Origin of the sequence: Pseudomonas grandcourensis (assembly GCF_039909015.1) — a bacterium.
Taxonomy (GTDB): Bacteria; Pseudomonadota; Gammaproteobacteria; order Pseudomonadales; family Pseudomonadaceae; genus Aquipseudomonas; species Aquipseudomonas grandcourensis.
In genome coordinates this window covers 2,711,270-2,735,577 of sequence record NZ_CP150919.1, presented here as the reverse complement: position 1 = coordinate 2,735,577, position 24,308 = coordinate 2,711,270, and the positions used below count along the sequence as shown (strand labels likewise).

Sequence of the window (24,308 nt, the reverse complement as noted above, 5' to 3'; positions counted from 1 at the left end):
ACAACCTGTGGGAGCGGTGTTTCTGGTATTAAAAAGCCGACGGCACCCTTTGGGGAGATGCCACCGGCGAGGTAAAGCTTAGATGCCGAAACGGTCGCGCAGCGAGTAGTACACGGCGCCCAGGGCGGTCAACGGGGCCGAGAAAGTACGCCCGCCGATCATCGGCATGTGCGGCAGCGAGGCAAAAGCGTCGAAACGCTCGGCGTCGCCACGGATCATTTCCGAGATCAGTTTGCCGGCCAGGTGCGAACAGGTGACGCCGTGGCCGCTGTAGCCCTGCATGTAGTAGGCGTTCTTCTCGATACGGCCGAATTGCGGCATGCGCGACATGGTCAGCAGGAAGTTGCCGGTCCAGCGGTAGTCGATCTTCACGTCCTTCAATTGCGGGAAGGTCTTGAGGATCTTCGGGCGGATCAGTTGTTCGATGTCGTCCGGCTCGCGGGCACCGTAGACCACGCCACCGCCGTACAGCAGGCGGTTGTCGGCGGTCAGGCGGTAGTAGTCGAGCAGGTAGTTGCAGTCTTCGACGCAGTAGTTGTTCTTGATCAGGCTGCGCGCTTGCTGTTCCGACAACGGTTCGGTGACGACGATCTGCGAACCGCACGGCATGCTCTTGCTGGTCACGCGGTTGTCCAGGCCCTGCGGCAGGTAGGCGTTACCGGCGATCAGCAGGTACTTGGCCTTCACCAGGCCTTTTGCAGTGCGCACGGTGATGGGCTCGCCGTAGGTGATTTCCACCGCCGCCGATTGCTCGTAGATCTTGCCGCCCAGGCCGATGATCGCCGAAGCCTCACCGAGGGCCAGGTTCAGCGGGTGAATGTGGCCGCCCTGCATGTCCAGCAGGCCGCCGACGTAGGCGTCGGAACCCACTTCGCGCTTGATGTCGGCCGCGTCGAGCATTTTCAGGTTCTTGTTGCCGTAGCGCTCCCAGCTTTTCTTCTGCTCGGCCAGGCCCTTGAGTTGCTTCTTGTTCATCGCCGCGAAGATGCCGCCGGGACGGTAGTCGCACTGGATGTCGTAGTGCTGTATGCGCTGACGGATGATGTCGGCGCCTTCGAAAATCATGCTGCCGAGGATTTCGGCAGTCTTGTCGCCGTAGCGCTCTTCGATGACATCGACGTCGCGGCTATAGGAGTTGACCAGTTGGCCGCCGTTACGACCGCTGGCGCCGAAGCCGACCTTGGCCGCTTCGAGCACGGTCACGCTGTAGCCCGCTTCAGCGAGGAACAGGGCCGAGGACAGGCCGGTGTAGCCGGCGCCGATCACGCAGACGTCGCAGTCCACCGCCCCTTCCAGCACCGGGAAATCGCCGGTGAAGTTGCGGGTGGCGGCGTAGTAGCTGTTTACATGCTGTTGATTAGTAGTGCTGTGTTTCATAAATTTCTCCGATGGCCGCTGCAGGTTGCCGGCGACCGCCGCTTTATTGTTATTAGAGCTTGATCCAGGTCGCCTTGAGTTCGGTGTACTTGTCGAACGCGTGCAGCGATTTGTCCCGACCGTTACCCGACTGCTTGAACCCGCCGAACGGCGCGGTCATGTCGCCGCCGTCGTACTGGTTGACCCAGACGCTGCCGGCACGCAGGCCACGGGCGAAGGTGTGGGCCTTGCTCAGGTTGCTGGTCCACACACCGGCGGCCAGGCCGAAGATGCTGTCATTGGCAATCGCCAGGGCTTCTTCAGCAGTGTCGAAGGTGATGACCGACAGCACCGGGCCGAAGATTTCTTCCTGGGCGATGGTCATGGCGTTGGTCACGCCGTCGAAAATCGTCGGTTCCACGTATTGGCCACCGGTGTCTTCGAGGGTGCGGCTGCCGCCGGCGATCAGTTGGGCGCCCTGCTCTTTGCCGATGCCGATGTAGCGCAGCACATTGTCCAGTTGACGCTGGTCGACGACCGCGCCGACGGTGGTCGCAGGATCGAGGGCGTGGCCTGGTTTCCAGGCTTGCAGGGCTTCCACCAGCAGTGGAATGAACTGCTCGCGGATCGAACGCTCCACCAGCAGGCGCGAACCGGCGGTGCAGACTTCGCCCTGGTTGAAGGCGATGCCGCTGGCCGCAGCCTGTGCTGCCGCGCGCAGATCCGGCGCGTCGGCGAACACCACGTTCGGGCTCTTGCCCCCGGCTTCGGCCCAGACGCGTTTCATGTTGCTCTGCCCGGCGTAGATCATCAGCTGCTTGGCAATCGCCGTGGAGCCGGTGAAAGCCAGCACGTCGACGTCCATGTGCAACGCCAGCGCCTTGCCCACGGTGTGGCCGTAGCCCGGCAGGACGTTGAACACGCCTTTCGGGATGCCGGCATCGAGTGCCAGCTGGGCGATGCGGATCGCGGTCAGCGGGGATTTTTCCGAAGGCTTGAGGATGAACGAGTTGCCCATCGCCAGGGCCGGGGCGAATTTCCAGCTGGCCATGATCAGCGGGAAGTTCCACGGCACGATGGCCGCGACCACACCGACGGCTTCGCGGGTCACTAGACCAAGCTGATCCTTGGGCGTGGCGGCGACTTCGTCGTAGATCTTGTCGACGGCTTCGGCGGTCCAGCGGATCGCGTTGGCGGTCGCCGGAATGTCGATGCTCATGGAATCGCTGATCGGCTTGCCCATGTCGAGGGTTTCGAGCAGGGCCAGTTCTTCCTGGTTGGCCAGGATCAGGTCGGCGAAACGGATCAGGATGCGCTTGCGCTCGGCCGGGGCCAGGTTGGCCCACACGCCGGATTCGAAGGTGCGGCGCGCCACGGCGACCGCTGCATTGGCGTCGGCTTCGTCGGTGCTGGCGACGTTCGCCAGGAAACGACCGTCCACGGGGCTGATGCATTCGAACGTCGCACCGCTGGCGGCTGCGCAGTATTGGCCGTCAATGAATGCGCGACCTTCGATGGTTAGAGACTGGAAGCGCTGCTCCCAATCGCTGCGAGTGTTTGTCATGGTTGTGACTCGATAAGTGATCGTCGGACTGATGCCATTCGGTGATGGATCAGAATGCCGCAGTACCTGTGGGAGCGAGCTTGCTCGCGATAGCGGTGGAACAGTCACTATTAATGCTGAATGTGACGGCCTCATCGCGAGCAAGCTCGCTCCCACAGGTGTTGGCGGCGTACACAGGTTTTGTGTATGCCGCCAACGCCGTCAGACCGTGTGCAAGTACCAGTTGTACTCAAGGTCCGAGATGGAGTTCTCGAACTCGGCCAGCTCGCTTTCCTTGCACGCCACAAACACGTCGATGTACAGCGGGTCGATGTACTTGGCCATGACTTCGCTGTCGTCCAGCTCGCGCAGTGCATCGCGCAGGTTGTTCGGCAGGCTCTGCTCGTTTTGCTCGTAGCTGTTGCCTTCCACCGGGGCGCCCGGTTCGATCTGGTTGGTCAGGCCGTGGTGCACGCCCGCCAAAACGGAAGCCATCAGCAGGTACGGGTTGGCGTCGGCACCGGCCACGCGGTGTTCGATGCGCACCGAGTCTGGCGAACCGGTCGGCACACGTACCGCTACGGTACGGTTGTCGATGCCCCAGCTCGGCGAGTTCGGTACATAGAACTGCGCGCCGAAACGACGGTAAGAGTTGACGTTCGGGCAAAGGAACGCCATCTGCGCCGGCAGGGTCTCGAGCACACCGCCGATCGCGTGTCGCAGCGCGGCGTTCTGCTCGGGATCCTCGCTGGCAAAGATGTTGTTGCCTTCTTTGTCGAGAATCGAAATGTGCACGTGCAGACCGTTACCTGCCTGGCCCGGATACGGCTTGGCCATGAAGGTGGTGTCCATCTCGTGGTCGTAGGCGATGTTCTTCACCAGACGCTTGAGCAGGACCGCGTAGTCGCACGCCTTGATCGGGTCAGCCACGTGATGCAGGTTGACTTCGAACTGCGCCGGGGCGCTTTCCTTGACGATGGCGTCAGCCGGGATGCCCTGCTCTTTCGCGCCTTCGAGGATGTCTTGCAGGCAATCGACGTATTCGTCGAGATCGTCGATCAGGTACACCTGGGTCGACATCGGACGCTTGCCGGATACCGGCGAACGTGGCGATTGCGGACGACCGTTCACGTTGTCCTGGTCGATCAGGTAGAACTCCAGTTCGAACGCGGCGCAGATGGTCAGGCCCATGTCGTCGAACTTGCGCACGATATTGGCCAGCACTTCACGCGGGTCGGCGAAGAATGGCTGGCCTTCGAGTTCGTGCATGGTCATCAACAGTTGCGCGGTTGGGCGCTTCTGCCAAGGCTCGATGCTCAGGGTTCCGGGGATCGGGTAGCAGATCCGGTCGGAGTCGCCGATGTCCAGACCCAGGCCGGTGCTTTCCACCGTGGAGCCATTGATGTCCAGAGCAAACAGGGACGCCGGCAGGTTAATGCCTTTCTCGTAAACCTTATGAAGACTGGTGCGCTCGATGCGCTTGCCGCGCACCACACCGTTCATATCAGCAATCAGAAGGTCGACGTACAAAACCTCAGGATATTTCTTAAGGAATGCGTTTGCTTCGTTGAGTTGAACGGTACGCAGAGGGACCGACATGTTGCACCTATTTAGCTGTTAATTATTATGTTCACTGCCCTTTCACGAGCCCAGTCAATCCGAAAGGCAAAGTGAAGTCAATAGCGAACACCTGGCCGTTCAGCGTTTATTTTCGGGCGCTTCAGAGACACGAGAGTGCCAGATACCCCCAAAAACACCCGTTAATCCTAAAGATCGGACGTGTGGCGTTTAGAATTTTTTACATGAGAGTTGTTAATTAAAATCAACAAGGCTAAGCTCCGGAAAAGCTCGTTCAAGTGTGAAACTTCGAGGTGATAAAAATGGCATTCAAGCCATTGATCGGCGTTACTGCATGCGTCAAACAGATTGGCCTGCACCCCTACCACATCAGCGGTGACAAGTACTTGCGTGCTGTCAGCGTTGCCGCGTTGGGGCTGCCTGTCGTTATTCCTTCCTTAGGCGACCTGACCGAAATCGATGACCTGCTGCCGCAGCTCGACGGTCTGTTGCTGACCGGCTCGCCATCGAACGTGGAACCCTTCCACTATCAAGGCCCCGACAGCGCCCCCGGCACGGATCATGATCCGGCGCGGGATGCCACCACCCTTCCCCTGATCCGCGCCGCTATTGCAGCGGGCGTTCCGGTGCTCGGCATCTGCCGTGGCTTCCAGGAAATGAACGTGGCGTTCGGTGGCAGCCTGCATCAGAAGGTCCATGAACTGCCTGGTTTCCTCGACCATCGCGAGGCCGACCATCCGGACCTGGCCGTGCAATACGCTCCCGCTCACGGGGTGAATGTGCAGCCTGGCGGTGTGTTCGAAGCGCTGGACCTGCCTGCGGTGTTCCAGGTCAATTCGATTCACAGCCAGGGCATCGACCGCCTCGCTCCCGGCCTGCGCGCCGAAGCCGTCGCGCCCGATGGCCTGATCGAGGCGATCTCGGTCGAGCACAGCCAGGCGTTTGCCCTCGGCGTGCAATGGCACCCGGAATGGCAGGTGCTGAACAACCCTCCTTATCTGAGTATTTTCCAGGCGTTCGGCGAAGCCTGCCGGCAACGGGCGGCACTGCGTCACTCGAGCTGACGAACTGATACCCACATTCAACGATTAACTGCCCAACGCGAGCGGGCAGGCAGGCACTTGTGCGTGCCCCGCTCGCGATAACAACACACTGCAATAACAACAAGTACGACCAGGCAGCCAGGATGGCGGCGCCGAATAAACCCGCCGATACGGGTTTGCAATCCACTATTAAGCCGGGCCGTGTTGGCCGGGCGACTGAAACCTGTTGGGAGTTTCACATGGCAAACGCCTCCAGCATCTACAGGAAGGCTCTTGAGGGTCACCAGGCACCGAAAAAGGTGTTGGTGAAAATCGATCGCGTCACCAAGAAGTTCGACGAAACCACCGCCGTGGACGATGTGTCCCTGGAAATCCACCAGGGCGAAATCTTCGCCCTGCTCGGTGGTTCCGGTTCCGGCAAATCGACCCTGCTGCGCATGCTCGCCGGTTTCGAGCGCCCGACCGAAGGCCGGATTCTGCTCGACGGTGTCGACATCACCGACATGCCGCCGTACGAACGACCGATCAACATGATGTTCCAGTCCTACGCGCTGTTCCCGCACATGACGGTGGCGCAGAACATCGCCTTCGGCCTCAAGCAGGACCGTTTGCCAGCCGCCGAAATCGACGCCCGGGTGCAGGAGATGCTGCGCCTGGTGCACATGACTCAATACGCCAAGCGCAAGCCGCACCAACTGTCCGGCGGCCAGCGTCAGCGTGTGGCCCTGGCCCGCTCCCTGGCCAAGCGTCCGAAGCTGCTGTTGCTCGACGAACCGATGGGTGCACTGGATAAAAAGCTGCGTTCGCAGATGCAGCTTGAACTTGTCGAGATCATCGAGCGCGTGGGCGTGACCTGCGTGATGGTGACCCACGACCAGGAAGAGGCCATGACCATGGCCGAGCGCATCGCGATCATGCACCTGGGCTGGATCGCCCAGATCGGCAGCCCGGTGGACATCTATGAAGCACCGGTCAGCCGCATGGTCTGCGAATTCATCGGCAACGTGAACGCCTTCGACGGCACTGTGGTCGAGGACCTGGAAGGTCACGCGATCATCCACAGCCCGGACCTTGAGCAGAAGATCTACGTCGGTCACGGCGTCAGCACGTCGGTGCAGGACAAGTCGATCACCTACGCGATACGCCCGGAAAAACTGCTGGTCAGCACCGTCAAGCCGGAGAACCGCTACAACTGGTCCGCCGGCAAGGTGCATGACATCGCCTACCTCGGTGGCCACTCGGTGTTCTACGTGGAGCTGCCTGGCGGCAAGATCGTCCAGTCGTTCATGGCCAACGCCGAACGCCGTGGTGCGCGTCCGACCTGGGACGATCAGGTCTACGTGTGGTGGGAAGACGACAGCGGCGTGGTACTGCGCGCATGAAAACCTTCAATCAGCAATTCCTGAGGTGGGTCCCCAGCGGACGCAAGTTCGTCATCGGGATTCCGTTCATCTGGCTGTTCCTGTTCTTCATGTTGCCGTTCTTTTTGGTGATGAAGATCAGCTTCTCGGAAGCGGCCCTGGCCATTCCGCCCTACTCGGAGATCTACACCTACGCCGAGCAGAAATTCCAGCTGATGCTCAACATCGGCAACTACACCCTGCTGGGCCAGGATGAGCTGTACCTGTCCGCCTACCTGGGTTCGTTGAAGGTGGCGTTTTTCAGCACCGTGATGTGCCTGGTGATCGGTTTTCCGATGGCCTACGCCATCACCAAGGCCAGCAAGGAAGCGCAGAACGTGCTGATGCTGCTGATCATGATGCCGACCTGGACCGCGATCCTGATCCGCGTTTATGCGTGGATGGGCATCCTCAGCAACAACGGTCTGCTCAACGCCTTCCTGATGTGGACCGGGCTGACGTCGCAGCCGGTCGAGATCCTCAACACCAACATCGCCGTCTACATCGGCGTGGTGTATGCGTATCTGCCGTTCATGGTGTTGCCGCTGTACGCCAACCTGGTCAAGCATGACCAGAGCCTGCTGGAAGCCGCATCGGACCTGGGTTCGAGCACCTTCAACAGCTTCTGGAAAATCACCGTGCCGCTGGCCAAGAACGGCATCATCGCCGGTTGCATGCTGGTGTTCATTCCGGTGGTCGGTGAGTTCGTGATTCCGGAACTGCTGGGCGGCCCGGAAACCCTGATGATCGGCCGTGTGTTGTGGCAAGAGTTCTTCAACAACCGCGACTGGCCGGTGGCGTCTGCCCTGGCGGTGGTAATGCTGTTGATCCTGATTGTGCCGATTCTGCTGTTCAACCGCAGCCAGGCCAAAGAGATGGAGGCACGAGGATGAAACGCTTCGGATTTTCAAAGTTCATGCTGATTTTCGGCCTGTCGTTTATCTACCTGCCGATGCTGATTCTGGTGATCTACTCCTTCAACGCCTCCAAGCTGGTGACGGTGTGGGGTGGCTGGTCGATCAAGTGGTACGCCGGTTTGCTCGACAACAGCCAGTTGATGGGTTCGGTGCTGCGCTCGCTGGAAATCGCCTGCTACACCGCGATTGCGGCAGTCGCACTAGGGACGTTAGCCGCGTTCGTCCTGACTCGCGTTACGCGCTTCAAAGGCCGCACGCTGTTCGGTGGCCTGGTCACCGCGCCGCTGGTGATGCCTGAAGTGATCACCGGTCTGTCGCTGTTGCTGCTGTTCGTGGCCATGGCGCAGTTGATCGGCTGGCCGATGGAGCGTGGCATCGTCACCATCTGGATCGCCCACACCACGTTTTGTGCCGCCTATGTGGCGGTGGTAGTCTCCGCCCGCCTTCGCGAACTGGACCTGTCCATCGAAGAAGCGGCCATGGACCTGGGTGCGAAGCCGTTGAAGGTGTTTTTCCTGATCACCATTCCGATGATCGCGCCGTCACTGGCGGCCGGCGGCATGATGTCGTTCGCCCTGTCGCTCGATGACCTGGTGCTGGCGAGCTTCGTGTCCGGCCCGGGTTCCACGACCCTGCCGATGGAAGTGTTCTCGGCGGTGCGCCTTGGGGTCAAGCCCGAGATCAACGCCGTGGCCAGCCTGATCCTGTTGGCCGTGTCGATCGTGACCTTCATGGTCTGGTACTTCAGCCGCCGCGCCGAAGCCACCCGCAAGCGCGCGATCCAGGAAGCCATGGACCAGACCGCCAGCGAATCCTGGCAGCAACCTGAAAAGCAAATGGCGGGAGCGACGGCGTAATCGTCGCTGCTCAGTTAACTGTGGCTAGGGGGCTTTGTGGCGAGGGGGCTTGCCCCCGTTCGGCTGCGCAGCAGCCGTAAAACCAGTGAGTTCGGTGTAACTGAAACACCCCGAACTCTGGCTTTGGGGCCGCTTCGCGACCCAACGGGGGCAAGCCCCCTCGCCACAAAAGCTCGCTCGCCACAGGTTTTGTGTTTTGTATAAAAAGAAATGGAGTTGTACCGATGAAAATGTTTGGCAGGACTCTGCTGACACTGTCCTTATTGGGCGCAATCGCCACTGGCGCCCAGGCCAATGACAAGGTTCTGCGCGTCTATAACTGGTCGGATTACATTGGCCCGGATACCGTCAAGAAGTTCGAGGACGAGACTGGCATCCAGGTGACCTACGATGTCTTCGACAGCAACGAAACCCTTGAGGCACGCCTGCTGGCGGGCAAATCCGGCTACGACATCGTCGTGCCGTCCAACAGCTTCCTGGCCAAGCAGATCAAGGCCGGCGTCTATCAGGAACTGGACAAGTCGAAGCTGTCGAACTGGAAAAACCTCAACCCGGTGCTGCTGAAAAACGCCTCCGCGAGCGATCCCGATAACGCCCACGCCATCCCGTACATGTGGGGCTCGATCGGCATCGGCTTCAACCCGCAGAAGGTCAAGGAAGTGCTCGGCGCCAATGCCCCGACCAACTCCTGGGACCTGCTGTTCAAACCGGAAAACGCCGAGAAGCTCAAAGCCTGCGGCATCAGTTTCCTCGATTCGCCGACTGAAATGATCCCGACCGCCCTGCATTACCTGGGTTACCCGGTGAACGATCAGAACAAACAGCACATCGCCGAAGCCGAGGCGCTGTTCATGAAGATTCGCCCGAACGTGGCGTACTTCCATTCATCGAAATACATCTCCGACCTGGCCAACGGCAACATCTGCGTGGCCGTCGGTTACTCCGGCGACGTGCTGCAGGCCAAGGCCCGCGCCCAGGAAGCCGGGGACAAGGTGAAGATCAACTACAGCATCCCGAAAGAAGGCGCCGCCAGTTTCTACGACATGCTCGCCATCCCCCGCGATGCCGCCAACGTCGAGAATGCGTACCTGTTCATGAACTTCCTGATGCGCCCCGACGTGATTGCCGATATCACCAACAGCATCGGCTACAGCAACGCCAACGCGGCGGCTACGCCACTGGTCGATGAGGCGATCCGCAACGATCCGGGCTCCTACCCGCCGGAAGCGGTGATGGCCACGCTCTATGCCGTGCCGGACCAGCCGATTGCCGTACAGCGGATCATGACCCGTGGCTGGACCAAGGTGAAGCTGGGCCAGTAATTCACTCAATTGATCTGCTGAGTCTGACATTGCCATCGCGAGCAAGCTCGCTCCCACAGGGATAGTGCTAACTTCAAGGTACATGCCGTACCTGTGGGAGCGAGCTTGCTCGCGATGAGGCCAGAACAGCCAGCACACATTTGAGCTTTACCCATTTCCGTTCACGCAGCGCCTTACCACCGCTGCCTCTCCTGCAAGTAGAACGGCCTCACCTGGCTCCCTCGGTTCAGGTGAATTTCGGCGCCCTCGGGCGCTTTTTTTATGAGCGGTCAAAATCAAGCAGCGGCCATTCGGCCAGTGCCCGATAGCGCCCCTTGTGGGATTCGAAAAGGGTGAACCGGTCGGCCCGCAGGAAGAACTCCGGCGCCGTTGCGGACTCCGGCACCGGCGCCCGATAGTCCCGCGCCAGGGTCAGGTGCGGACGGTATTCCTTTGGGGCCTGCTCCAGGCCGAACGGCAACATCGCCTGTTCCAGGGCATACACCAGGCGCAACAATGCCGGGGGCGCCTGCTCTGGCGCGAGTACCAGCGCCCCTGCCCTGCGCCACACGTCCAGCCGGTCCAGCACCACCGTCAGGCGTTCGCCCGGTGTACGAATCGACGCCGCTGCGGTGAAGATCTCGGCAATCTGCGCCACGCCCACCGCCCCCAAAAATTTCAGCGTCAGGTGAAAGTTTTCCGCCGGCACCGGCCGTCCGTTGCGCAGTTGCAGCGCACTGCGCCACTGCGCTATCTCCCGGCGCTGGGCCGGGGCGCAGTTCAGCGCAAAGAACAGACGCTTGAACGGCTCGCGGGATTCGTCGCTCATGCCGGGCACCTCTTGGGAAGACTGCTTGAGTGTACTCAACACCCGCGTACCGGCCAGCGCATTTCTGGCATCGTGGGGCACGCGCGTTATAGTTTTAGCATCGCGAAAAAACGGAGGGGGCCATGCGACAGATCATCAGCAAGGAACCATGGTGGGCCAGACCGCCCGAGCCCGGCCAGGATGAACTCAAGCTGGAATGGGGCTGGCTGGTGCATTACAGCGAAGGTGAGCCGCGCTTCGAGTTCATCCGCGAGCGGCCGACAGACGACGAGATCCGCCAGCGCAAGAGTTGCAGGATCACCCCGACGCCGGAGTGATCCCGCTGCCACGTCAGGCCTGGAGCAGTACTTCGAACCCACCGTAGACCATGCGTTGACCATCGAAGGGCATCGGATTGACGTCCGGCTTCATGCGCGGGTCCTGCATCATCTTGTCCATCCCGGCATTGCGGGTGGCCTTGTCCGGCCAGACGATCCAGCCAAAGGCGACGGTTTCGTCTTGCTTGAGCTTCACCGACATGGGGAACGAGGTGACCTTGCCTTCCGGGACATCCTCGCCCCAGCATTCGACCACGCTCAAGGCACCGTTTTCCTTGAAGACCGAGGCGGCGATTTTGGCGTGCTGGAGGTATTGCTCACGGTTGGCGGTGGGTACGGCAGCGATAAAACCATCGACATAAGACATGAGTATTTATCCTTGGGTCATGGGGTGTTCTGCTGGGTAGTCGGTTGCGCTGGCGTCAAATCGACAGTCCCGGCGCTCAAACCGACCGGCGGTGCAGTGCGATCCGCCAGGTTGCCTTCGATCTGCCCCGCCACGTAAAGCGTGCCGGCCATGACGCCGCTGGTCGGGTTCTGCACCAGCTTGAGCCAGGCCTTGTCGAAGGTATTGCCCAGGCTGCTGCGGATCAGCGCTTCGCTGTCGGGCCGGTCATTGGCCTGAATCAGTGCGCGAATGCCCGCCACCCCTACAGTGATCAAGCCCCCGGCAAGTTTCCCGGCGGCCGCGGCTACGGCGCTGGCGGCTCCGCGCGGGGCCATCTCGGCTTCCATCCGCCGGCTGGCGCGCCTGGCCACCGGCGCCATCGCGGTGTCGGTCGAACCCACCCCCTTGTCGCCGCCGGCCTTGTGGACTTTGTCTATCAGCGCGGCGTAGGCCGGCAAGGTGTTCAGCGGTTCGGTGTGCACGATCTGGTACAACGAGGCGTTCCGCGCCGGCGGCGGCCCGAGGGCGATGGCCGGGATTTTCTGGATGCGCCCGTTGAGCTGGGCCATCGGCACGCCGTGGCGGGTTGAGATCTTCTGCAGTTCTTCCTTGAGGATGTCGACGTAGAACGCCACTGACAGTCTGAGAATCGAATCGGGATCGACTTCCTGCGCCACCGGGACCAGCACCTTCTCCTGATAGGCTTCGAGCAGGTAGGTCGCCAGACGTTTTTCCGCTGCGTCCTGCTCGCCCTTGGCGCTGATGGTGTACCAGCTGACCTTCATCGACAGCCATTCCTGGGTCCAGTAACTGCTGAACCATGGAATGAAGTTCTGTTCGGTCAATTCATAGACCCGGGTGCGCCAGTAATCCATGGCACCGCGGGAGTAGATTCGGGTCTGATCGGTGGCCGACTGCGACGCAGCGACGATCTCCCCGTCCACTTGTTGCCAGGTGCTCGCTGAAACGTTGACCGGCGCCACTTCCACCGGCGCACGCGGCGGCGTGGCGCAGCCTGCCAACACCACCAGCACGGCGACGATCAGCGAACGCAGGCTCAAGATTGCGACTTCCTGCAGTGTGCACCGGGCGAAATGCCCGACACTCGAAACCCTCGGTTTAAGTATAGGTTGCGGTGACCCTGTGGGAGCGAGCCTGCTCGCGATGGGGCCCGCATCAACAGCACAAAAACCACCATCACTTGCGTCGATATTCACCATCGCCGCGATTGCCTTCCGCTTGAACGCCGTCAGCGTAGGATTGATCCCAAGCCAACACGAAACCCTGAATCGGAGGGGAATCTCATGCTGATCCATCTGCTGACCTGCCTGGCCCTGACGGCGTTCACATTGGGTGTGTTTGCCTGGTACGTCCTGAGCGAGGAGCTAACATCATGATTCACACTGTCACCTTCGCCGTACGTTTTCCGGTGTTCGGCAACAATTTCTACGCTCAGGAATTCGAGTCACGTAAAGAGTTGACTCTGATGTTCGACAAAAATTTCGAGGCGTTGCTGATCCCGGCAGCCGATCATCACTTCAGCAACGAAGTGGTCGGGCTCAATGATCAGTTCCGTTTTTTGAATGACGTGCTGGTCGAGCATCTGCTGGATGTCGAACTGGCAAAAGGCTCGGCCCGTTCGTTCGGGTTCTGACAGCGACCGCCGGTCGCCCGGGCACGGACGGCAACCGCTCACAACGTTCGCTGGCTGTTGCCGATCCCCTTCGCAATATCGATCCCCCAATCCATCGCCGCTTCCATGTCCAGCAGATGCGGGCGTGGGTCGTGGTTTTCATCGATGGCCGTGCCGTCCGGCCGATAGATGCCGATGAACATGCCCAACGAACCGTCTTTCAATATCTCGGCTGTGACTTTGATGTTGCATCCGTTCGATAGCGTTTCCTTGTGCTCCATATGGCGCTCGGTCATGACGGCATTGCTCCCCTGACTGAATTCAAACCCTACTGGCCATGCTAGCTCAGCCCCCGGAACTGCGCCGACCCACTGGACCGGAGGGCCTGCCCTGACAGCGGCGCAATGCCACCTATACTGAAAACCACCTCCCCCCAGGGGATCTGCACGTCCAACAATAAAATGCAGAGGTGGAACATGGTCTGGCAGCAAGTCTACGATCCATTCGGTAACCCGGTGCTTTCAACGCTCATGGCCGCCGTACCGGTGGTGGTGATGCTGGCGTCCCTCGCGTTTTTTCATGTCAAGGCGCACCTGGCCGCGTTGCTCGCCCTGGCCTCGGCCTTGCTGATCGCGATCTTCGCCTTCGGCATGCCGGCGAACATGGCAGGTTCGGCGGCGTTGTTCGGTGCGGCCAACGGCCTGCTGCCGATTGGCTGGATCGTGTTGAACATCATCTTCCTGCACCGCCTGACCACCGAGAACGGTTCGTTTAAGGTGTTGCAAGACTCCCTGGCGCGCATCACCGATGACCGGCGTCTGCAATTGCTGCTGATCGCCTTCTGCTTCGGGGCGTTTTTCGAAGGCGCGGCCGGTTTCGGTACGCCGGTGGCGGTGACCGGGGCGATTCTGATCGGGTTGGGTTTCTCGCCGCTCGCCGCCTCGGGGCTGGCGCTGATCGCCAACACCGCCCCCGTGGCGTTCGGCGCCCTCGGCACGCCAATCATCACCCTGGCCAAGGTCACCGGGCTGGATGAAATGGAATTGTCGATGATGGTCGGCCGGCAGTTGCCGTTCTTTTCGGTGCTGGTGCCGTTCTGGTTGATCTGGGCTTTTGCAGGCTGGCGCAAGATGCTGGAAATCTGGCCGGCGATCCTGGTGGCCGGGGTCAGCTTTGCCGTGCCGCAGTTCCTGGTGTCCAATTATCACGGGCCGATGCTGGTGGACGTGATCGCCGCACTGATTTCCATGGCCTGCCTGACCGGTTTCCTCAGGGTGTGGAAACCGGCCACCGTACACACGTCCGCCGCCCTGTCCGGCCGGGTCGACAACTCGAAGATCGACGCCGAGCACGACGAAAAGCCCGTACCCACTGCAACCTTTGCCAACGAGGCAAAACCGGCGGTGATGCGGGCGTGGATGCCATGGATCATCCTGACGGTCTTCGTGTTCATCTGGGGCACCCAGGGCTTCAAGAACACCTTCGACACCCGCCCCGCCATCGATCCGCAAACCAGTGCCGCCAAGCTCGATCCGCAAGGCAAGCCGATGCGCGAGGCGAACCCGGTGTTTGCGCCGGTCTTGACCTTCAGCACCCTGCACTTGCAGGTGGTAAAAGTCCCGCCGGTGGTGGCGGCGCCGAAACCCGAAGAAGCGGTGTACAAGTTCACCTGGTTCACCGCCACCGGTAGCGGCATTCTGCTGGCGGCGATTGTCGGCGGCCTGCTGATGGGCTACTCGATCCCGCAACTGATTCGCCAATACCTGCGCACCCTGTGGGTGGTGCGCTACTCGCTGATCACTATTGCGGCGATGCTCGCCCTGGGCTTTCTCACGCGCTACTCGGGACTGGATGCGACCATGGGCCTGGCCTTCGCCGCGACGGGCATTTTCTACCCGATGTTCGGCACTCTGCTCGGCTGGCTCGGCGTGGCATTGACCGGCTCGGACACCGCGTCCAACGTGCTGTTCGGCGGCTTGCAACGGGTGACATCCGAGCAGTTGGGCATCAGCCCGGTGTTGATGGCCGCCGCCAACAGTTCCGGCGGGGTCATGGGCAAGATGGTCGACGCCCAGTCGATCGTGGTCGCCTCCACCGCCACCCGCTGGTACGGCCATGAAGGGGAAATCCTGCGCTATGTGTTCTTCCACTCGATTGTGCTGGCGATCCTGGTCGGCGGCCTGGTGACGCTGCAGGCCTACGTCGCACCGTTCAGCCATATGGTGGTGGGTGGGCATTGAATCAAACACCAGCGTAATTCTGCGTATACCTGATTCCTGTGGGAGCGAGCTTGCTCGCGATGGCGGAGTGTCATTCAACATAGATGTCGAATGGTCTGCCGCTATCGCGAGCAAGCTCGCTCCCACAGTGGACGGTGGTACGTCGAGCAGACAACGATCCCATGGACAGCGGAGCCTGACGGGCCAATGATGAAGGTCAGTGGCCTCCAGCGGGAGTCATGAAGCGATGAACATTCTCTACGATGAACGCGTTGACGGCGCCCTCCCCGACGTCGACAAACAGGCGCTGTTGCAGGCCCTGCACACCCGCTTGCCGAATCTGGAAGTCCTGCATCAGCGCGAGGAACTCAAGCCCTACGAATGCGACGGACTGTCGGCCTATCGCACCACGCCGATGCTGGTGGTGCTGCCCCGATACATCGAGGAAGTCCAGGGGGTGCTGCGGGTCTGCCATGAACTGCACGTCCCCGTCGTGGCCCGTGGCGCGGGCACCGGTTTGTCCGGCGGTGCGCTGCCCCTGGAGAAAGGCGTGCTGCTGGTGATGGCGCGCTTCAACAACATCCTGCACATCGATCCCGCCGCCCGTACTGCACGGGTTCAGCCCGGCGTACGCAATCTGGCGATCTCCCAGGCGGCGGCACCCTTCGGCCTGTATTACGCGCCGGATCCGTCCTCGCAAATCGCCTGCTCCATCGGCGGCAACGTCGCGGAAAATGCCGGTGGCGTGCACTGCCTCAAGTACGGCCTGACCGTGCACAACGTGCTCAAGGTCGACATCCTCACCGTCGACGGCGAGCACCTGAGCCTGGGCTCCAACGCCCTCGACGCCCCCGGTTTCGACCTGCTGGCGCTGTTCACCGGGTCCGAAGGCCTGCTCGGGGTGATCACCGAGGTCACGGTCAAGCTGCTGCCCAAACCGCAGACCGCCAAAGTGCTGCTGGCGGCGTTCGATTCCGTGGAAAAAGCCGGGCGCGCCGTCGGCGACATCATTGCCGCCGGCATCATCCCCGGTGGCCTGGAAATGATGGACAACCTGGCCATCCGTGCCGCCGAGGACTTCATCCACGCCGGTTATCCGGTCGATGCCCAGGCCATTCTGCTGTGCGAACTCGATGGCGTTGAAGCCGATGTCGCTGATGACTGCGAGCGGGTGCGCCAGGTGCTGCAACAGGCCGGCGCCATCGAGTTGCGCCAGGCCAAAGACGAAGCCGAGCGCGTGCTTTTCTGGGCCGGGCGCAAGAATGCCTTCCCGGCGGTGGGCCGCCTCTCCTCGGATTACTACTGCATGGACGGCACCATCCCCCGCCGCGAACTGCCCGGCGTGTTGCATGCCATCGCCGAACTCTCGAAGGAATACGGCCTGCGGGTAGCCAACGTGTTCCATGCCGGCGACGGCAACATGCACCCGCTGATCCTGTTCGACGCCAATCAACCCGGTGAACTTGATCGAGCCGAAGCTCTGGGCGGCAAGATTCTGGAGTTGTGCGTGAAAGTCGGCGGCAGCATCACCGGTGAACACGGCGTGGGCCGCGAGAAGATCAACCAGATGTGCGCGCAGTTCAACAGCGACGAGCTGACCCTGTTCCATGCCGTCAAGGCGGCCTTCGACCCCCGCGGCCTGCTCAACCCCGGCAAGAACATTCCGACCCTGCACCGCTGCGCCGAATTCGGCGCCATGCACATACATGGCGGTCAATTGCCCTTCCCTGAGCTGGAGCGTTTCTGATGCGTGGCCCTGAAGATTTCGATGACAGCCAGTCGCTGCTGGAACAGGTCAATCAGGCGCTGGAAAACGCCACGCCGTTGCGCATCCAGGGTTCCAACAGCAAGGCCTTCCTCGGGCGTACCACGGCCGGGGAAATTCTCGATACCCGCTCGCACCGGGGCATCGTCAGTTACGACCCGACTGAACTGGTGATCACTGCCCGTTGCGGAACACCGTTGTCGCAGCTGGCGCAGGTGCTGGACGCCGCGCAACAGATGCTGCCCTGCGAGCCACCGTCCTTCGGCGACGGCGCCACCGTCGGCGGCATGATCGCCTGCGGGCTGTCCGGGCCACGGCGCCCATGGGTCGGTTCGGTGCGGGATTTCGTGCTCGGCACGCGGGTCATCACAGGGCAAGGCAAGCTTTTGCGCTTCGGTGGCGAGGTGATGAAAAACGTCGCCGGCTACGACCTGTCGCGCCTGATGACCGGCAGTTACGGCAACCTCGGGCTGATCACCGAAGTCTCGCTCAAAGTGCTGCCAAAACCCCGGCAAGCCTTAAGTATCAGCCTGGAAATGGACGCCGAACGGGCCTTGTTGCGCCTGGCGGAATGGGGCCAGCAGCCGTTGCCGATCAGCGCGGCCTGTCACGACGGTTCACGCCTGCACCTGCGGCTTGAGGGCGGTGAAGGTTCGGTAGCGGCGGCCCATGAGCGCCTCGGGGGTGAACGGCTGGAGGCTTGCTGGTGGGGCGATCTCAACGAACAGCGCTTGAGTTTCTTCGATGAAGACCAACCGCTTTGGCGCCTGTCACTGCCAAACAACACGCCGCTCCTGGCGCTGCCGGGGCGCCAGTTGATCGACTGGGGCGGCGCCCAGCGCTGGCTGAAATCCGATGCCGAAGCAGCGTACATCCGCAAGGTCGTCGACGAGGTCGGCGGCCATGTCACCTGCTTCAGCCACGGCCTGACCGACAGCCCCTTCCACCCACTGCCCCCGGCGCTGATGCGTTATCACCGCAACCTCAAACAACAACTCGATCCACGGGGCATCTTCAACCCCGGACGCCTGTACGCGGAGCTTTGACCATGCAGACGACCTTGAGTGAACGCGCCAGCCATTTGCCCCGCGCCGCGGAAGCCGAAAGCATCCTGCGCACCTGCGTGCACTGCGGCTTCTGCAATGCCACGTGCCCGACCTATCAATTGCTCGGCGATGAACTGGACGGGCCACGGGGCCGCATCTACCTGATCAAGCAGGTGCTGGAAGGCAACGACGTCACGCAAAAGACCCAACAGCACCTGGACCGCTGCCTGTCGTGCCGCAACTGCGAAACCACCTGCCCGTCGGGCGTCGATTATCACAACCTGCTGGACATCGGTCGCGCGGTGGTGGATGCGGCGGTGCCTCGCCCCCTCGGTCAGCGCCTGTTGCGCGAGGGGCTGCGGCAGACCGTGCCACATCCGGACTTGTTTAAAAACTTGGTCAAAAGCGGTCAGGTGTTCCGTGCGCTGCTGCCCGGCACCCTGCAAAGCAAGTTGCCGCGCAATGTCTACCCGGCCAAGCCGCGACCCATTACCCTGCGTGAGCGTCAGGTACTGATGCTCGAAGGTTGCGTGCAGCCCAGCCTGTCACCCAACACCAATGCCGCGGCGGCGCGGGTGCTGGACCGGTTGGGGATCAGCGTCATCGCGAGCCGCGAAGCCGGTTGCTGCGGCGCCGTGGACTACCATCTGGACGCCCAGGCCGCCGGCCTCGATCGCGCCCGGCGCAACATCGACGCGTGGTGGCCGGGCATCGAAAAAGGCGCCGAGGCGATTGTGCAGACGGCCAGCGGGTGCGGCGCCTTCATCAAGGATTACGGCCACCTGCTCGCCAGCGACCCGGCCTATGCCGACAAGGCGAAAAAGGTCAGTGCGCTGGCCCGGGACCTGGTGGAGGTGTTGCGCGACGAGCCGCTGGAAAAGCTCGGCATCCACACCTCGCAACGTCTGGCTTTCCATTGCCCCTGCACCTTGCAGCACGGGCAGAAACTCGGTGGTGCCGTGGAAGCGCTGCTGACCGGACTCGGTTTCAACCTGACGGCCGTTCCCGACGGACACCTGTGCTGCGGTTCGGCGGGCACCTATTCGCTGACCCAGCCCGAACTGTCGCGACAACTGCGCGACAACAAGCTCAACGCCCTGGAAAGCGGCCATCCCGAGGTCATTGTCACGGCCAACATCGGTTGCCAGTCGCACCTCGACGGCGCGGGCCGAACCCCGGTGCGGCACTGGATCGAACTGGTCGAAGCCGCCCTGTCTTAACCGAACCCTGGAGATGCCCATGAACAGCAAAGCCGTCCTGAGCCAGGCCGAAGTCGGCCAGATCCTCGCTGCCGCTCGCGCCGAGGCACAGGCCAATCAATGGGCCGTGACCATAGTGGTGGTCGATGACGGCGGCCACCCCCTGGCCCTCGAACGCCTCGACGGCTGCGCGCCCGGCAGTGCCTACATCGCCACCGAAAAGGCGCGCACCTCGGCCCTCGGGCGGCGCGAATCGAAAAGCTATGAGGACATGGTCAACGCCGGGCGCTACGCGTTCCTGTCAGCACCCTTGCTGACTTCGCTGGAGGGTGGCGTGCCGATTGTTTTCGATGGGCAGGTGATTGGTGCCATCGGCGTGTCGGGCGTCAAGCCCGGGCAGGATGCGCAAGTGGCGAAGGCTGGGGCGCAGTGCCTGAAATGAGATTTTGGCATCACCATTTACCCCCTGTTAAACCAGCCGAGAGGAGTTGCAGCGATGACCCGCCTCACTGCCAAAGACTTTTCCCCGCAACTGCTGGAACTGTACGACTACTACGCCCACGGCAAGATCAACCGCCGGGAATTTCTCGACCGTGCGGCGCTGTTTACCTTCGGCGGCTTGACCGCTGGGGCCCTGCTCGCCGCGCTAAGCCCAAACTATGCGCTGGCCGAGCAGGTCGAGTTCACCGATCCGGACATTGTTGCCGAGTACATCACCTACCCGTCGCCCAAGGGCCACGGCCAGGTTCGCGGTTATCTGGTGCGTCCGGCCAAGGCCACCGGCAAAGTGCCGGCAGTGGTGGTCGTGCACGAAAACCGTGGGCTCAACCCCTACATCGAAGACGTGGCCCGGCGTCTGGCCAAGGCCGGTTTCATCGCCCTGGCCCCGGATGGCCTGAGTTCGGTCGGCGGCTATCCCGGCAACGACGACAAGGGCCGCGAGCTTCAAGCCACGGTCAACCCGGAAAAGCTCATGAACGACTTTTTCGCCGCCGTCGAGTGGATGATGAAACACCCTGCCGCCACTGGAAAAGTCGGCATCACCGGGTTCTGCTACGGCGGTGGCGTGACCAATGCCGCGGCCGTGGCCTATCCGGAACTGGGGGCCGCCGTGTCGTTTTATGGCCGCCAGCCGGCAGCCGAGGAAGTGCCCCGGATCAAGGCCCCGGTGATGCTGCACTACGGCGAACTGGATACGCGGATCAACGAAGGCTGGCCGGCCTATGAGAAAGCGTTGAAGGCCGGGGGCAAGACCTATGAGGCCTACATTTATCCGGGCTGCAATCATGGTTTCCACAACGACTCCACGCCGCGTTATGACGAGGCGGCGGCGAAGCTGGCGTGGGAGCGGACGTTGGGGTGGTTTAAAAAGTATCTGGTTTGACCAGAAATTGAGGCCAGCAATTCCGGCCTCATCGCGAGCAAGCTCGCTCCCACAGGGATCTCCAGCGAACACAAGAGCTGTGTACGACAGAGATCCAATGTGGGAGAGAGCTTGCTCGCGATGGCGGCATCACTACTGGCAACTACTTCGGCTGAGCCACAGTCCGCAGATACGGCTTCAGGGTCTTGAAGCCATCCGGGTATTTCTTCTTCGCGTCTTCGTCAGACACCGAGGTCGGGATGATCACGTCTTCACCTGGCCGCCAGTTAACCGGTGTGGCGACGGTGTGTTTGGCATTGAGTTGCAGAGAATCGAGCAGACGCAGCACTTCATCGAAATTGCGCCCGGCGCTCATCGGGTAGATCAGCATGGCCTTGACCTTCTTGTCCGGGCCGACAATGAACACCGAACGCACCGTGGCGTTGTCCACCGCCGTGCGCGCGCCGCCGCTGGCATTGGGGTGGATCATGTCGTAGAGCTTGGCCACCACCAGGTTTTCGTCGCCGATCAGCGGATAGTTGACCGCCGTGCCCTGGGTCTCGGCGATGTCACCGACCCAGCGGTTATGGTCACTGACCGGGTCGACGCTGAGACCGAGGACCTTGGTGTTGCGCTTGTCGAATTCCGGCTTGAGTTTGGCCAGGTAACCCAGTTCAGTGGTGCACACCGGGGTGAAATCCTTGGGATGGGAAAACAGGATGGCCCAGCCATCGCCGATCCATTGGTGAAAGTTGAGGGTGCCTTCGGTGGTGTCGGCAGTAAAATCCGGTGCTTCGTCGCCAATGCGGATAGCCATGTTCGATCTCCTTGCAGTGATGGACAGGGACGCCGTCAGGCCCACGAATGCGCTTTCAACGGCATGGACGCGAATCAGTATAGGAGAGGTTCGACGACTCGCCGCAACGGGTTGAACTCGTCGCTAGCCCAACAGCGCAATCAGTTGTTGACGCTGGGCATCGGTCAGCATCGGGCCGAAACCGGCCCGGGAATTTTCCGCCATGTAGCGCGGGTTACCGGTGCCGGGAATCACGCAGGTCACCGCCGAATGTGACAGCAGGAACTTGAGCGCCAGTTGCGGCCAGCTCTTGACCCCGACTTGCGCCGCCCAGCCTGGCAGAGGTTTGTCTTTCAGTTTGGCCAGCAAGCCGCCACCGCCAAACGGCCGGTTGCAGATCACCGCCACCCCCCGCTCGCGGCATAACGGCAGCAGGCGTTTCTCTGCGCCGCGATCATCCAGGGCGTAGTTGATCTGCAAGAAATCCACTGGCTCGGCCTTGAGAACCGCTTCCACTTCTTCATAGGCAGACGCCGTGTAATGGGTGATGCCGATGTAGCGGATGCGTCCTGCTTCCTTCCAGTGGCGCAGGGTCGGCAGGTGCGTCTGCCAGTCCAGCAGGTTGTGGATCTGCATCAGGTCGATCCGGTCGGTCTGCAACAGCGCGAAGGACTGTTCCATCTGCGCGATGCCTTCTTCGCGGCCCCGTGTCCACACTTTGGTGGCCAGGAAGGCCGGCGAGCGCGGCTCATGGATCGACAGCAGTTCGCCGATGGTCTGTTCAGCGCGACCGTACATCGGCGAGCTGTCGATCAGCTTGCCACCCTTGTCGAACAACGCATCCAGCACCGCGGGCAAGTCCTTGTAGGCCGGTTGCGACGGCTCGACATCGAATCCGCGGTAAGTGCCCAACCCTACGATCGGCAAGGACTCGTTGCTGGAGGGAATGGCGCGGGTCTGCATGGTCTTGCCTCCTGTTCCCGTCGACGGCTCGGGTTGTGCACCCACCGGACCGAAGGTGAAGACCGCCGAAGCACCGGCAGCCAGCGTGAGTATTTCTCTACGGGTGTAACCCTCAGGATGGCTCATAAAACGCTTCTCACCAGTCGTTCGGGTCCGGCCCCTTGCGCCGACAACCCGGATAACCCGCGCCAAGGGTCGATTGACTACACTCAAAAAGCCTTGCGCCAGCCACTTTCAAACCCCGAGCAGTCATGCCGCCCACTAACGTTAGTCGAATGTCACGCACCCTGGTGTTACTCGTTGTCATCGTCGCTGCGCTGTACCTGGCGCTGTGCGTCGCGCTGTTCGTGTTTCAACGGGCGCTGATCTATTACCCGCAACCGCGCACCGTCGGGACAGCCGCAACGCTGCTCACCCTGCCGGTCGCCGACGCACAGGTGCTGGTCTCCGTCCGTCCTCACGATGGCCCGAATGCGCTGATCTATTTCGGCGGCAATGCCGAAGACGTCTCGCGCAACCTGCCCGAGTTCACCCAAGCGTTCCCTGAATACGCCCTGTACCTGCTGCATTACCGGGGTTATGGCGGGAGTTCCGGCTCGCCTTCCGAAGAGGCCATTGCCCGCGACGCGATAACGTTGTTCGACCAGGTACATGTCAGCCATCCGCATGTGGCGGTGGTCGGCCGCAGCCTGGGCTCGGGGGTGGCCGTGCGCCTGGCCAGCGAACGCCCGGCCGCGCGACTGGTGCTGATCACGCCCTACAACAGCCTCGAAGGGCTCGCCGCCCGTCAGTTCCGCTGGTTTCCGGTGCGCTGGTTGTTGAAGGACAAGTACCCGTCCTGGCAGTACGCCGCCCGCATCACGGTGCCGACATTGTTGATCGCGGCGGAGCATGACGAGGTGATTCCGCGTTCGAGTACTGAACGTTTGTACACACACTTAGCCAAAGGCGTGGCGTCACTGCAGGTGATACCGGGGACGGGGCATAACTCGATCGGCGAAAGCCCTGAATACTTAAAGGCGCTGGGGGATGGGTTGTAGCCAGCAAAGTAGAACCTACCTGTGACGACCATTGGTCCGAGATTACGTCCACGCCCAATAAAAACATATTTTTATGCCTATATTGATATTGTCGAACGTTTCCATTCTCAGAGGGTGCCGTCATGAATATCAAAACCCTGGCTTTGCTCCTGCTGGCTTTGTGTGCGCAACCGGTCTGGAGCCAGACGCCTGCCGCCTCTCCTACCGCTGCCGACAGCCCCGCGCTGACCACGCGCCTGGCCGAGCGTGACCTTTGGGTCGAACACATTTTCTGGATCAGAAACTACGCGCTGGCCAATCAATCCGCCGACAAAAAGCAAGCCAAAGTCGCGGCGGACCAGGTGGTCGACAACGCCACCAAAATCGCCAACAGCATCGCCCCGCTCTACGGCCAACCGGCGGCGGATCAACTGCTCAAGCTGCTTGCCGGCCATTGGGGCGCGGTGAAACACTACAGTGACGCCACGGTCGCCAAAGACGCGAAAGGCAAGCAGGCCGCCGTCACCGAGTTGACCGGCAATGCCAAGGCGATTGCGGCGTTTCTGGCCACCGCCAACCCCAATCTGCCTGAAGCCACACTGGTCAACATGTTGTCGGCCCATGGCGGTCACCACGTAGCCCAGATCGATGAGTTTGCCGCGCACGATTACGCCGGCGAAGCCCGCACCTGGACGATGATGCGCACGCACATCCTGGCCCTGGCCGACGCCTTGACCGGCGCGCTGGTCAAGCAATTCCCGGACAAGTTCTGATAT

Annotated in this window: 24 protein-coding genes; 15 read left to right on the top strand and 9 right to left on the bottom strand. The window is 61.6% G+C overall.

The window, feature by feature from the left end:
- Positions 1–78: 78 nt before the first annotated feature.
- From AABM52_RS12330 to AABM52_RS12320, 3 genes are all read right to left on the bottom strand, one after another.
- The gene (locus AABM52_RS12330) at positions 79–1,377 is read right to left on the bottom strand and encodes an FAD-binding oxidoreductase (protein WP_347912014.1); all 1,299 of its coding nucleotides are present in this window, start codon (positions 1,375–1,377) and stop codon (positions 79–81) included.
- 52 nt (positions 1,378–1,429) lie between these two features.
- Positions 1,430–2,920, bottom strand: a complete 1,491-nt coding sequence (locus tag AABM52_RS12325) for an aldehyde dehydrogenase (RefSeq protein WP_347912013.1) — start codon at positions 2,918–2,920, stop codon at positions 1,430–1,432.
- A 201-nt stretch (positions 2,921–3,121) separates the two neighbouring features.
- Positions 3,122–4,498 carry a glutamine synthetase family protein gene (locus AABM52_RS12320; RefSeq protein ID WP_347912012.1) on the bottom strand — a complete coding sequence of 459 codons (1,377 nt, stop codon included), beginning with the start codon at positions 4,496–4,498 and terminating at the stop codon, positions 3,122–3,124.
- A 281-nt stretch (positions 4,499–4,779) separates the two neighbouring features.
- On the opposite strand from AABM52_RS12320, the gene AABM52_RS12315 reads away from it, so the two are divergent.
- The 5 genes from AABM52_RS12315 (at position 4,780) to AABM52_RS12295 (ending at position 10,016) form a co-directional block, all read left to right on the top strand.
- Positions 4,780–5,541, top strand: coding sequence for a gamma-glutamyl-gamma-aminobutyrate hydrolase family protein (locus AABM52_RS12315; protein WP_223448666.1), 762 nt, complete (start codon positions 4,780–4,782; stop codon positions 5,539–5,541).
- 218 nt (positions 5,542–5,759) lie between these two features.
- A complete protein-coding gene (gene potA, locus AABM52_RS12310) occupies positions 5,760–6,902 on the top strand; it encodes a polyamine ABC transporter ATP-binding protein (protein ID WP_056727964.1) in 1,143 nt (380 codons plus the stop codon).
- A complete protein-coding gene (locus AABM52_RS12305; RefSeq protein ID WP_347912011.1) occupies positions 6,899–7,813 on the top strand; it encodes an ABC transporter permease subunit in 915 nt (304 codons plus the stop codon). Before potA ends, AABM52_RS12305 begins: the two co-directional genes overlap by 4 nt.
- A complete protein-coding gene (locus AABM52_RS12300) occupies positions 7,810–8,694 on the top strand; it encodes an ABC transporter permease subunit (RefSeq protein WP_347912010.1) in 885 nt (294 codons plus the stop codon). The genes AABM52_RS12305 and AABM52_RS12300 overlap by 4 nt, the downstream gene beginning before the upstream one ends.
- Before the next feature lie 224 nt (positions 8,695–8,918).
- Positions 8,919–10,016 carry a polyamine ABC transporter substrate-binding protein gene (locus AABM52_RS12295; protein WP_347912008.1) on the top strand — a complete coding sequence of 366 codons (1,098 nt, stop codon included), beginning with the start codon at positions 8,919–8,921 and terminating at the stop codon, positions 10,014–10,016.
- Positions 10,017–10,275: 259 nt separating this feature from the next.
- Here AABM52_RS12295 and thpR read toward each other — a convergent pair whose 3' ends face one another.
- The gene (gene thpR / locus AABM52_RS12290) at positions 10,276–10,824 is read right to left on the bottom strand and encodes an RNA 2',3'-cyclic phosphodiesterase (RefSeq protein ID WP_347912007.1); all 549 of its coding nucleotides are present in this window, start codon (positions 10,822–10,824) and stop codon (positions 10,276–10,278) included.
- 122 nt (positions 10,825–10,946) lie between these two features.
- On the opposite strand from thpR, the gene AABM52_RS12285 reads away from it, so the two are divergent.
- Positions 10,947–11,141 carry a hypothetical protein gene (locus AABM52_RS12285; protein ID WP_056727280.1) on the top strand — a complete coding sequence of 65 codons (195 nt, stop codon included), beginning with the start codon at positions 10,947–10,949 and terminating at the stop codon, positions 11,139–11,141.
- Between the two features lie 13 nt (positions 11,142–11,154).
- Here AABM52_RS12285 and AABM52_RS12280 read toward each other — a convergent pair whose 3' ends face one another.
- Entirely contained in the window at positions 11,155–11,508 is a 354-nt protein-coding gene (locus AABM52_RS12280; protein WP_347912006.1) for a DUF1428 domain-containing protein, read from the bottom strand.
- 17 nt (positions 11,509–11,525) lie between these two features.
- Positions 11,526–12,590, bottom strand: coding sequence for a hypothetical protein (locus tag AABM52_RS12275; RefSeq protein WP_347912005.1), 1,065 nt, complete (start codon positions 12,588–12,590; stop codon positions 11,526–11,528).
- A gap of 332 nt (positions 12,591–12,922) precedes the next feature.
- Between AABM52_RS12275 and AABM52_RS12270 the strand changes: the two genes are divergently transcribed.
- The gene (locus AABM52_RS12270) at positions 12,923–13,183 is read left to right on the top strand and encodes a hypothetical protein (RefSeq protein WP_347912004.1); all 261 of its coding nucleotides are present in this window, start codon (positions 12,923–12,925) and stop codon (positions 13,181–13,183) included.
- A 38-nt stretch (positions 13,184–13,221) separates the two neighbouring features.
- Here the strand turns inward: AABM52_RS12270 and AABM52_RS12265 are convergent, their stop codons facing one another.
- Positions 13,222–13,458, bottom strand: coding sequence for a hypothetical protein (locus AABM52_RS12265; protein WP_347912002.1), 237 nt, complete (start codon positions 13,456–13,458; stop codon positions 13,222–13,224).
- A gap of 180 nt (positions 13,459–13,638) precedes the next feature.
- Between AABM52_RS12265 and AABM52_RS12260 the strand changes: the two genes are divergently transcribed.
- From AABM52_RS12260 to yghX, 6 genes are all read left to right on the top strand, one after another.
- Entirely contained in the window at positions 13,639–15,402 is a 1,764-nt protein-coding gene (locus tag AABM52_RS12260) for an L-lactate permease (protein ID WP_347912001.1), read from the top strand.
- Positions 15,403–15,628: 226 nt separating this feature from the next.
- Positions 15,629–17,128 (top strand): glycolate oxidase subunit GlcD, encoded by a 1,500-nt coding sequence (glcD, locus tag AABM52_RS12255; RefSeq protein WP_347912000.1) that lies wholly within the window; start codon positions 15,629–15,631, stop codon positions 17,126–17,128.
- Complete coding sequence (glcE, locus tag AABM52_RS12250) at positions 17,128–18,192, top strand: glycolate oxidase subunit GlcE (protein WP_347911999.1); 1,065 nt, start codon at positions 17,128–17,130, stop codon at positions 18,190–18,192. The genes glcD and glcE overlap by 1 nt, the downstream gene beginning before the upstream one ends.
- 2 nt (positions 18,193–18,194) lie before the next feature.
- Entirely contained in the window at positions 18,195–19,412 is a 1,218-nt protein-coding gene (gene glcF / locus AABM52_RS12245) for a glycolate oxidase subunit GlcF (RefSeq protein ID WP_347911998.1), read from the top strand.
- Between the two features lie 19 nt (positions 19,413–19,431).
- Positions 19,432–19,833 carry a heme-binding protein gene (locus tag AABM52_RS12240; protein ID WP_347911997.1) on the top strand — a complete coding sequence of 134 codons (402 nt, stop codon included), beginning with the start codon at positions 19,432–19,434 and terminating at the stop codon, positions 19,831–19,833.
- Positions 19,834–19,887: 54 nt separating this feature from the next.
- The gene (gene yghX / locus AABM52_RS12235) at positions 19,888–20,775 is read left to right on the top strand and encodes a YghX family hydrolase (RefSeq protein ID WP_347911996.1); all 888 of its coding nucleotides are present in this window, start codon (positions 19,888–19,890) and stop codon (positions 20,773–20,775) included.
- Positions 20,776–20,917: 142 nt separating this feature from the next.
- Here the strand turns inward: yghX and AABM52_RS12230 are convergent, their stop codons facing one another.
- Together AABM52_RS12230 and AABM52_RS12225 are read right to left on the bottom strand one after the other, a co-directional pair.
- Complete coding sequence (locus tag AABM52_RS12230; RefSeq protein WP_056727305.1) at positions 20,918–21,571, bottom strand: peroxiredoxin; 654 nt, start codon at positions 21,569–21,571, stop codon at positions 20,918–20,920.
- A 123-nt stretch (positions 21,572–21,694) separates the two neighbouring features.
- On the bottom strand, positions 21,695–22,639 hold the full coding sequence (locus AABM52_RS12225; RefSeq protein WP_347911995.1) for an aldo/keto reductase: 945 nt from the start codon (positions 22,637–22,639) through the stop codon (positions 21,695–21,697).
- Positions 22,640–22,764: 125 nt separating this feature from the next.
- On the opposite strand from AABM52_RS12225, the gene AABM52_RS12220 reads away from it, so the two are divergent.
- Together AABM52_RS12220 and AABM52_RS12215 are read left to right on the top strand one after the other, a co-directional pair.
- Entirely contained in the window at positions 22,765–23,553 is a 789-nt protein-coding gene (locus AABM52_RS12220; protein WP_347911994.1) for an alpha/beta fold hydrolase, read from the top strand.
- Positions 23,554–23,675: 122 nt separating this feature from the next.
- Complete coding sequence (locus AABM52_RS12215) at positions 23,676–24,305, top strand: hypothetical protein (protein WP_347911993.1); 630 nt, start codon at positions 23,676–23,678, stop codon at positions 24,303–24,305.
- The last annotated feature ends 3 nt before the right edge of the window (positions 24,306–24,308 follow it).